The organism is Microcystis sp. M53598_WE2, assembly GCF_030067735.1.
Taxonomy (GTDB): Bacteria; Cyanobacteriota; Cyanobacteriia; order Cyanobacteriales; family Microcystaceae; genus Microcystis; species Microcystis aeruginosa.
The window spans coordinates 1-8016 of record NZ_JASJFE010000584.1 but is presented as its reverse complement, the minus strand read 5'-3'; the positions used below and the strand labels follow the sequence as shown (position 1 = coordinate 8016).

The window sequence follows — 8016 nt, the reverse complement described above, 5'->3', positions numbered from 1 at the left end:
TTAGCCTTAATATCGCCTCCCAAGCTATCTATCAATCCCAATTAAACGAGCAAGTTCAGAAATCGACTCTGACTTTAGCCAAATATCGTCAAACCCAAATCGCTGAAGAAAAATTAAAACAGGGCGATCGAGCGGCCGCCGCCACCATGCTACAAACCGCGGCCAAAACAGCCCTACAATTGGGAGAAAAAAATGCCGCCACTGTCCTCCAAACTAATGCCACCCGTTTACAGGTGGGAGAAGAATTGAGCGAGGGAGATTTAAAGAAAACCCGCATTATTGCTAAAACAAGACTACAAACCGACGGAGAGACAGGAAAATGATTAAAATTCGCCCCTTGCCCCTAGGAATTTTTCTGGTGACAATGTTCGCTCTTCCCCTCAAACAACAGTATTAACTCGCCGTCGGCGATCGAGCCATTGTTGTAAAATAATCGCCGCCGCTTCCCGATCGATCGCTCCCTTATCCCAAGAGGAAAACTGTTTTTTGGCTTTTAAGAATTCTTCCGCCTCTAGGGACGTGCAACGCTCATCAATGTATTCGAGGGGCAAATCTAAGGCGATCTCTAGTTTCTGGGCGTATTTTTGCACCTGTTGGGCCTGAAATCCTAACTCTCCCGCCATGGTATAGGGCAGTCCCGCTACCAAAATCTTAATATTTCTTTCCTTGACAATTGCCTCAAACTGTGCTATGTCGGCAACAAAGGAAGAACGGATAATCGTGGTTAAACCGGTGGCGATTAAACCAGTGCCGTCACATCCTGCCACTCCTACCCGTTTTTTGCCGATATCCAAGCCCAAGGCGGCGACCCTTTCCATCACACTGGATGCCCCTGATCGGGGGGTTCCGAGGGCGGTTTGACTGGGGGAAGTTCCCCCGGACTGTCGAGGGAGTCCAGGGGGGGATTATTGGGCCATTTTAACCAAGACATCCGACTAGGGATAGGAGTTCGCGGCACCGATTGTAAACCCTGCAGCATTTCTGCCAGGGCGGAATTTTCTGGCTTAGTTTCGCGGATTTTGTGCCATACCGAGCGCGACATCATCAGGGTGTGAGAACTGCGGATCGCTCCCAATTGTTCCAGATATTCCCGTCTTTCGTGCTGATAATCGGCAGATATCAACTCTAGCGAGCGAGGGGGATACTTGCGAGTGATCTGGGCCATCTGGATTAATAACTTAGGATAGAGCCAAGTGTAGGCGGGATGGACAATTAATTTCGCTTGATGGGGTCGCTCATCCCGATTAGATAGAATTAATTCAAAATAACCGATCGCCGCTTTTCGTTGCGGTTCAAAAACGTAACCGCGACTAATTTGCGGACTGCCGCACCAACTTTGACAGCGATAGAGCAAACTATCAACTAAATTGATTTTAAAATCCTGGATATGGCGATCAAATACCTGACGCAGTAGCGGCGGCATAGACACACAATCTAACTGATAGAGCAATTGAGCGTCAGCATTGCTCACGGGCAGTAAATTCGGTAAATCTGCCTCTTGTTTGCTCAATTCCTGTAATAATTGCGGCGGCAAAGACCAATAGGTTAATTCTGCCAAAGGCTGAAAACCGTGTTGCCGAAAAAGTGCCAAACTGTCCTTTTGATTGATATTAACCTCTAACACCCAGGTGCGCGCTTCCCAAACCGTTTCTAGACAATAACGCAGTAATTGCGCCCCGATGCCCTTGGGTTCGCTTAAAGACTCCCCTGGATGCACCCGCACCTGTTCCACCCGCCAAGTGCTGCGACTACTATTAAAAGGGGTGACTTGGATTGCCCCGCGAATTTTCCCCCCTTCTCCCCGATTGGCCATGGCCTCAGCCACATAGACATGAAAACGGTGTTGGAGAGGATTGGGAAAAAAACTGAGAATTTTAAATAACCCAAACCAAGGCCGCACCTGCTGCACCTGGGTGCGGAAATTTTGGGCGCGACGATCAATATCCTCATCGAAGTCATCCAGGGTTAAAGCTTCAATGTCTTCCAAATCCCGATACTGTACGGGACGGATTGGGCGATCGCTAAAATCGTCCCCTTGGGGAACAGGAGAAGTGGTCATGGCTCTGGGGTAAATATCGTCTATGCACCTATCTTACCGTAGAATCTAGAGGCACTTCCCCACCAATAACAATTTCTGAGGGATCATAGGGGACCACCACAGAAAGAACACCTCGATGGGTAGCTGGGGTTTTTTGGGTCAAATTTCCGATTATGACAATTGGATGCTACAATAACGGACGGTTAATCAGTCCGAATTTGCAGTAAAAGTCTTTGAGTCAATCTGTAGATACCACTAACACCCTAGACACTCTAGCTCAAGAACTAGCCGCCATTCAGCAGACCGGTTCTAAGCGCGTCGCTTTATTGGGTTCCCGTCACGTTCCCATCACACACCAGCAATTGATCGAAATGATGGCCTATGCCCTCGTGCTGGCGGGCAATCGGATTATGACCTCCGGGGCGACGGGAACCAATTCCGCCGTCATTAAGGGGGCAATGCGGGCAGATCCTAATCTGTTAACCGTGATCTTACCCCAAAGTCTCGATCGCCAGCCCCTGGAATCCCAAGAACAACTCCAGCAGGTTATCCATCTGGTGGAATGTCCCGAAAATGACCATCTATCCCTAGGGGAAGCCAGCAGCCTCTGTAATCGCGAGATTATCAATCGTTGTCAACAGTTAATCTGTTTTGCTTTCCACGACAGTCAGACCCTTTTGCAAACCTGCGCGGAAGCGGAAGATCAACGCAAGCTAGTTACCCTATTTTATTTTGACTAAATTCAGCGATGAATCTCTCCGTCAGTGCCATTCTTCTCTATTCGATAGTGGCTGCCGCTATCTCTGTCTATCTACCTTTTCTGCTGGTCGCTTACGCTAGAGCTAAGGTGGGTTACGATACCTCCGCTCCCCGGGCAATGTTCGACCAACTCCCAGACTACGCTAAACGAGCAACTTGGGCCCATCAAAATGGTTTTGAAACCTTTATGATCTATAGTGCCGCCGCTCTCATGGCCTACGTTACAGGAGTCTCCTCATCCTTGGCCGCTGTCTGTGCGATCGCTTTCGTGATCCTCCGGCTTTTATTTTCCCTTTTTTATATCACTAATGTCCCGATCGCTCGTTCCCTGATGTTCGGTCTCGGCTCTCTCTGTACCTATACTCTCTTTGGGTTGAGTTTAATCAAGATTCAGTAGTTCGGGGGGGGCAAAAACCCCGATGGGAAATCGGGTTAGAAGTTGCTTAACCCGAACTAAGGTTAATTTTGTTACTGATAAACCGGTAATTTGGGATTATCTACTGATAACAAACCGGTTAAAAGTGAGGCGGGTTTTTGACTATAGGGCCAAGCAAAAGCATGGCGAAAAGCCGCATCTTGACAAGCTTGTAATTGTCGAAAATCGATCACATCTAGGGTGAGTAAATTTTCGTACTCGAAGGGCAGCCGGACATTGTGTAAACCAGCATTATCGGTACAGATAGCAATATCAACCCCCGCTTCAAAACAGCGATCGAAGACTATCTTTAATTGCGATAAACTTTTGAGGGTGCCAGTTTTTAAATAGGTGGTGGGACAGACTTCTAAACATTGATGACGACGGGCAACTTCCGGCAGCAATTCCGGATATTGTAGGGGAATTTGAATACCGTGACCAATTCTTTGCAGATAGGGCAGTAATTGGGGATAACAACCGTCCTTTGTTTCGTAAAGATGGCCGGTGGTATTTAAACCCTCTTCCCTGGCATAACTGTATAAACCAGCAAATTCCTCTAGTCGAGTTTGGTAGTAGGAATCACCCCCGGCAATATCGATCGCACAGACGTATTCTTTCATCTCTAGGGCCAGATCAACGATCGCTTTGTTGACTTCGGAGGGAAGTCGCGAGTGCATACAGAGAATTTGACTGGTAATAATCGGATATTCGCTCATTTTCGAGGCTTGACCGACGATCTCGACAATCGATCGCATTTGCTCGATTCGCTCTGTTTGGTTCAAATGTTCGTCGGTGCGATAGTAGGGAGTATAGCGCAATTCTAAATAGGCAAGATTCTCGAAGATGTAAGCGCCGCGAATCAGACGATAGATAAAATAGGGCAAAGTTTGGGCGGTTTGAACACTTTCGACTAGGGTATGTAATTCCAAATACTCATCTAAACTATTGCGTTCACGGGTGTAAAATTCCTCAAAAGCGGGGTATTCCTGGAATTTGGCCGCTAAATCCCGCTCATGTCTGTGAAAGTAGCGCCAGAGAATTCTCGGTACTACCGATCCCCCTAAATGCCGATGCAAATCTGCGTATAAAGCCACAACTCCGATGCTCCTTAGTCTCTCAAATGTTCCTTAAATATAACGAAGTTTTACAATTGTTTGACAATCGTTCCCAAATAGTATCAGTACCTATCCAGTGATCGGTTGGGTGTTGGGGAGCGGGGAGATAGTGAACAGTCGCTAGTACAAAGCTCAGATCTGATCACCGATCACTGATTCAAGGCTGACAGCTAGAATAAGGTCATTAAACCTAAATAAAGCTTTAGGGAATAGAGGGGTGACAACATATACAATGATTGGGGTTTATCCTCAAGCAACCCTAAGCCTATGCCACGCCGTGATGACTTACAGAAAATCCTAATCTTGGGCGCTGGCCCAATTGTCATCGGACAAGCCTGTGAATTCGACTATTCGGGAACTCAAGCCTGTAAAGCCCTACGAGAAGAAGGTTATGAGGTAATTTTAGTCAATTCTAACCCCGCCTCGATCATGACCGATCCAGAAATGGCCGATCGCACCTACATTGAACCAATTCTGCCGGAAATTGTCGAGAAAATTATCGCCAAAGAACGTCCCGATGCCATTCTACCGACTATGGGCGGTCAAACTGCCCTAAATACCGCGGTAGCTTTGGCCAAAAGCGGCGTTTTAGAAAAATATAACGTGGAACTGATCGGGGCAAAACTTCCCGCTATTGAAAAAGCCGAAGATAGGGAACTATTCAAAAAAGCAATGGAGAAAATCGGTGTTCCCGTCTGTCCTTCGGGGATTGCCAACAATTTAGAAGAAGCAAAAGCGATCGCCCATCAGATCGGTTCCTATCCTCTCATTATCCGGCCGGCCTTCACTTTAGGAGGAACGGGGGGCGGTATTGCCTATAACCAAGAAGAATTTGAACCGATGGCCCAGTATGGTCTAGATTGTTCCCCTACATCGCAAATTCTCGTCGAAAAATCCCTAATTGGCTGGAAAGAATACGAATTAGAGGTCATGCGCGATCTAGCCGATAACGTGGTGATCATCTGTTCGATCGAAAACTTTGACCCGATGGGGGTTCATACCGGCGACTCGATTACGGTTGCGCCCGCCCAAACCCTAACCGATAAAGAATACCAACGCCTCCGGGACTATTCTAAGGCAATTATTCGGGAAATTGGCGTAGAAACCGGCGGATCGAACATCCAATTCTCCGTTAATCCCACTAACGGCGACGTAATCGTGATTGAGATGAATCCCCGGGTATCCCGTTCTTCGGCCCTAGCATCGAAAGCCACGGGATTCCCGATCGCTAAATTTGCCGCTAAACTAGCAGTAGGCTACACTTTAGACGAAATTCCCAACGATATCACCAAAAAAACCCCGGCTTCCTTTGAACCGACTATCGATTACGTCGTCACCAAAATTCCTCGCTTTGCCTTCGAGAAATTCCCTGGCTCCCAACCGATTCTAACCACCCAGATGAAATCCGTCGGGGAAGCCATGGCTATCGGTCGAACTTTCCAAGAATCCTTTCAAAAAGCACTTCGATCCCTAGAAACGGGCCGTTTTGGCTTTGGTTGCGATAAAGTCGAAACTCTCCCCCCCCTCTCGGAAGTCCGGGCCGGTTTGCGGACACCTAACCCCGAACGGGTTTATAGTATCTACCATGCTTTTAAATTGGGCATGAATGGGGAGGAAATCCACGAACTAACCGGGATTGATCCCTGGTTCCTCGATAAATTGGCCGATTTGATGGAAACTGAGAAGTTTCTCAAACGAACTCCCCTGAAAAGTCTCCGCCAAGAGGACCTATTCGCTATTAAACAACAGGGATTTAGCGATCGCCAAATCGCCTTCGCCACCAACACCAGCGAGGACGAAGTGAGAAGTTATCGCAAGGGTTTAGGTATTATTCCCGTTTATAAAATGGTGGACACCTGCGCGGCAGAATTTGAAGCCCTAACACCCTACTATTATTCCACCTACGAACAGGTAGAATCGGAAGTTTTACCCTCCGATAAACGTAAAGTGATGATCCTCGGTGGTGGTCCCAATCGCATCGGTCAGGGGATAGAATTTGACTACTGTTGTTGTCATGCCGCTTTTTCCCTCAGTAACGCCGGTTTTGAGACGATTATGGTCAACTCTAATCCGGAAACTGTCTCCACCGATTACGATACCAGCGATCGCCTTTACTTTGAACCCCTGACCAAAGAGGATGTCTTAAATATCATCGAAGCGGAACAACCAGAGGGTTTAATTATTCAATTCGGTGGGCAAACTCCCTTAAAACTGGCGGTTCCCCTGCAAAAATATTTAGAATCGCCTAATTGTCCCGTAAATACCAAAATTTGGGGAACTTCACCCGATTCGATCGATACCGCCGAAGATCGGGAACGTTTTGAACAAATCCTCCGAGAATTAGATATCCGACAACCCCTCAACGGTATTGCCCGCAATTTCCAAGAATCCCAAGCAGTGGCTCAACGCATCGGTTATCCTGTAGTAGTACGTCCGTCCTATGTTTTGGGCGGTCGGGCAATGGAAATCGTCTATTCCGATAGCGAATTGGAACGCTATATGAAGTACGCAGTACAGATAGAACCGGATCACCCGATTTTAATCGATAAATTCCTCGAAAATGCCATCGAAGTGGATGTGGATGCCCTGTCAGATGCGACGGGAACAGTAGTTATCGGGGGATTAATGGAACATATCGAACAAGCGGGCGTACATTCGGGCGATTCTGCCTGTTCTATCCCCCATACGTCCCTGAGTGCCTCGGTTTTAACCACAATTCGACAATGGACGGTGGAACTAGCGAAAGCTTTAAAAGTAATCGGTTTGATGAATATCCAGTATGCGGTACAGGGGGAGACAGTTTATATCTTAGAAGCGAATCCCCGCGCTAGTCGTACTGTTCCCTACGTTTCCAAAGCAACGGGAGTTCCTCTGGCAAAAGTTGCCTCCCTCGTCATGTCAGGCCGAACCCTGACGGAATTGGGTATCATCAGCGAAGCAATTCCCCGTCATATCGCCGTCAAAGAAGCGGTTTTACCCTTCCAGAAGTTCCCCGGTGCTGATACTCTCCTGGGACCAGAAATGCGTTCTACAGGCGAAGTAATGGGGATTGACAGCGATTTTGGCAAAGCTTTCGCTAAAGCGGAAATGGCCGCTGGCGTGATTTTAGCCACCAGTGGGACGGTTTTCGTCTCGATGAATGATCGCGATAAAACCCCCATGGTTCCCGTAGTTAAGGATCTGCAATCCCTCGGTTTTCGCGTCGTCGCTACTTCGGGAACTCGTAAAGTTTTGTTAGAAAACGGTTGCGAAAATATCGATTTAGTGCTAAAGATTCACGAAGGCCGTCCCGACGTTGTCGATTGGATCAAAAATGACTGGATTCAGTTTATTGTCAATACTCCCAGTGGTGAAGAATCCCAAAACGATGGCCGAAAAATTCGCCGTACTGCCCTCGATTATAAGTTACCAATTATCACCACTATCGCCGGGGCAAAAGCGACGGTAGCGGCCTTAAAATCCCTGCAATCGCAACCTTTAGAGGTGAAAGCTTTACAGGATTATCTCGCCTAATTTCAGTTATCAGTTATCAGTTATCAGTTATCAGTTATCAGTTAGAAAGGGGATATAGGGGTTTAGGGAAATTTCAGCCAAATGCCCCACTACCCCATCACCCCACTACCCCATCTCCCCACTACCCCATCACACCCCACACCCCACACCCCACACCCCATCACACCCCACACCCC

The 8016-nt window shown here is 47.7% G+C and carries 6 protein-coding genes and 1 pseudogene; 4 read left to right on the top strand and 3 right to left on the bottom strand.

Annotation, left to right across the window (positions count from 1 at the left end):
- A pseudogene (locus PX636_RS11875) lies at positions 1–323 on the top strand (hypothetical protein); the annotation flags it as partial.
- Between the two features lie 57 nt (positions 324–380).
- Here the strand turns inward: PX636_RS11875 and ruvX are convergent.
- Together ruvX and PX636_RS11865 are read right to left on the bottom strand one after the other, a co-directional pair.
- The gene (ruvX, locus tag PX636_RS11870) at positions 381–818 is read right to left on the bottom strand and encodes a Holliday junction resolvase RuvX (protein WP_288117318.1); all 438 of its coding nucleotides are present in this window, start codon (positions 816–818) and stop codon (positions 381–383) included.
- Complete coding sequence (locus PX636_RS11865; protein WP_288117315.1) at positions 818–2059, bottom strand: GNAT family N-acetyltransferase; 1242 nt, start codon at positions 2057–2059, stop codon at positions 818–820. The genes ruvX and PX636_RS11865 overlap by 1 nt, the downstream gene beginning before the upstream one ends.
- A gap of 212 nt (positions 2060–2271) precedes the next feature.
- On the opposite strand from PX636_RS11865, the gene PX636_RS11860 reads away from it, so the two are divergent.
- Together PX636_RS11860 and PX636_RS11855 are read left to right on the top strand one after the other, a co-directional pair.
- Complete coding sequence (locus PX636_RS11860) at positions 2272–2778, top strand: hypothetical protein (RefSeq protein ID WP_002741066.1); 507 nt, start codon at positions 2272–2274, stop codon at positions 2776–2778.
- Between the two features lie 8 nt (positions 2779–2786).
- The gene (locus PX636_RS11855) at positions 2787–3194 is read left to right on the top strand and encodes an MAPEG family protein (protein ID WP_002763339.1); all 408 of its coding nucleotides are present in this window, start codon (positions 2787–2789) and stop codon (positions 3192–3194) included.
- Positions 3195–3265: 71 nt separating this feature from the next.
- Here PX636_RS11855 and PX636_RS11850 read toward each other — a convergent pair whose 3' ends face one another.
- Positions 3266–4306, bottom strand: coding sequence for an adenosine deaminase (locus PX636_RS11850; protein WP_002795879.1), 1041 nt, complete (start codon positions 4304–4306; stop codon positions 3266–3268).
- A gap of 288 nt (positions 4307–4594) precedes the next feature.
- Between PX636_RS11850 and carB the strand changes: the two genes are divergently transcribed.
- On the top strand, positions 4595–7840 hold the full coding sequence (gene carB, locus PX636_RS11845) for a carbamoyl-phosphate synthase large subunit (protein ID WP_288117313.1): 3246 nt from the start codon (positions 4595–4597) through the stop codon (positions 7838–7840).
- Positions 7841–8016 lie beyond the last annotated feature (176 nt).

Coding starts and splice junctions, on each gene's coding strand:
- carB (WP_288117313.1), top strand. CDS start 4,595: ATGCCACGCCGTGATGACTTACAGAAAATCCTAATCTTGGGCGCTGGC.
- ruvX (WP_288117318.1), bottom strand. CDS start 818: ATGGAAAGGGTCGCCGCCTTGGGCTTGGATATCGGCAAAAAACGGGTA.
- PX636_RS11855 (WP_002763339.1), top strand. CDS start 2,787: ATGAATCTCTCCGTCAGTGCCATTCTTCTCTATTCGATAGTGGCTGCC.
- PX636_RS11865 (WP_288117315.1), bottom strand. CDS start 2,059: ATGACCACTTCTCCTGTTCCCCAAGGGGACGATTTTAGCGATCGCCCA.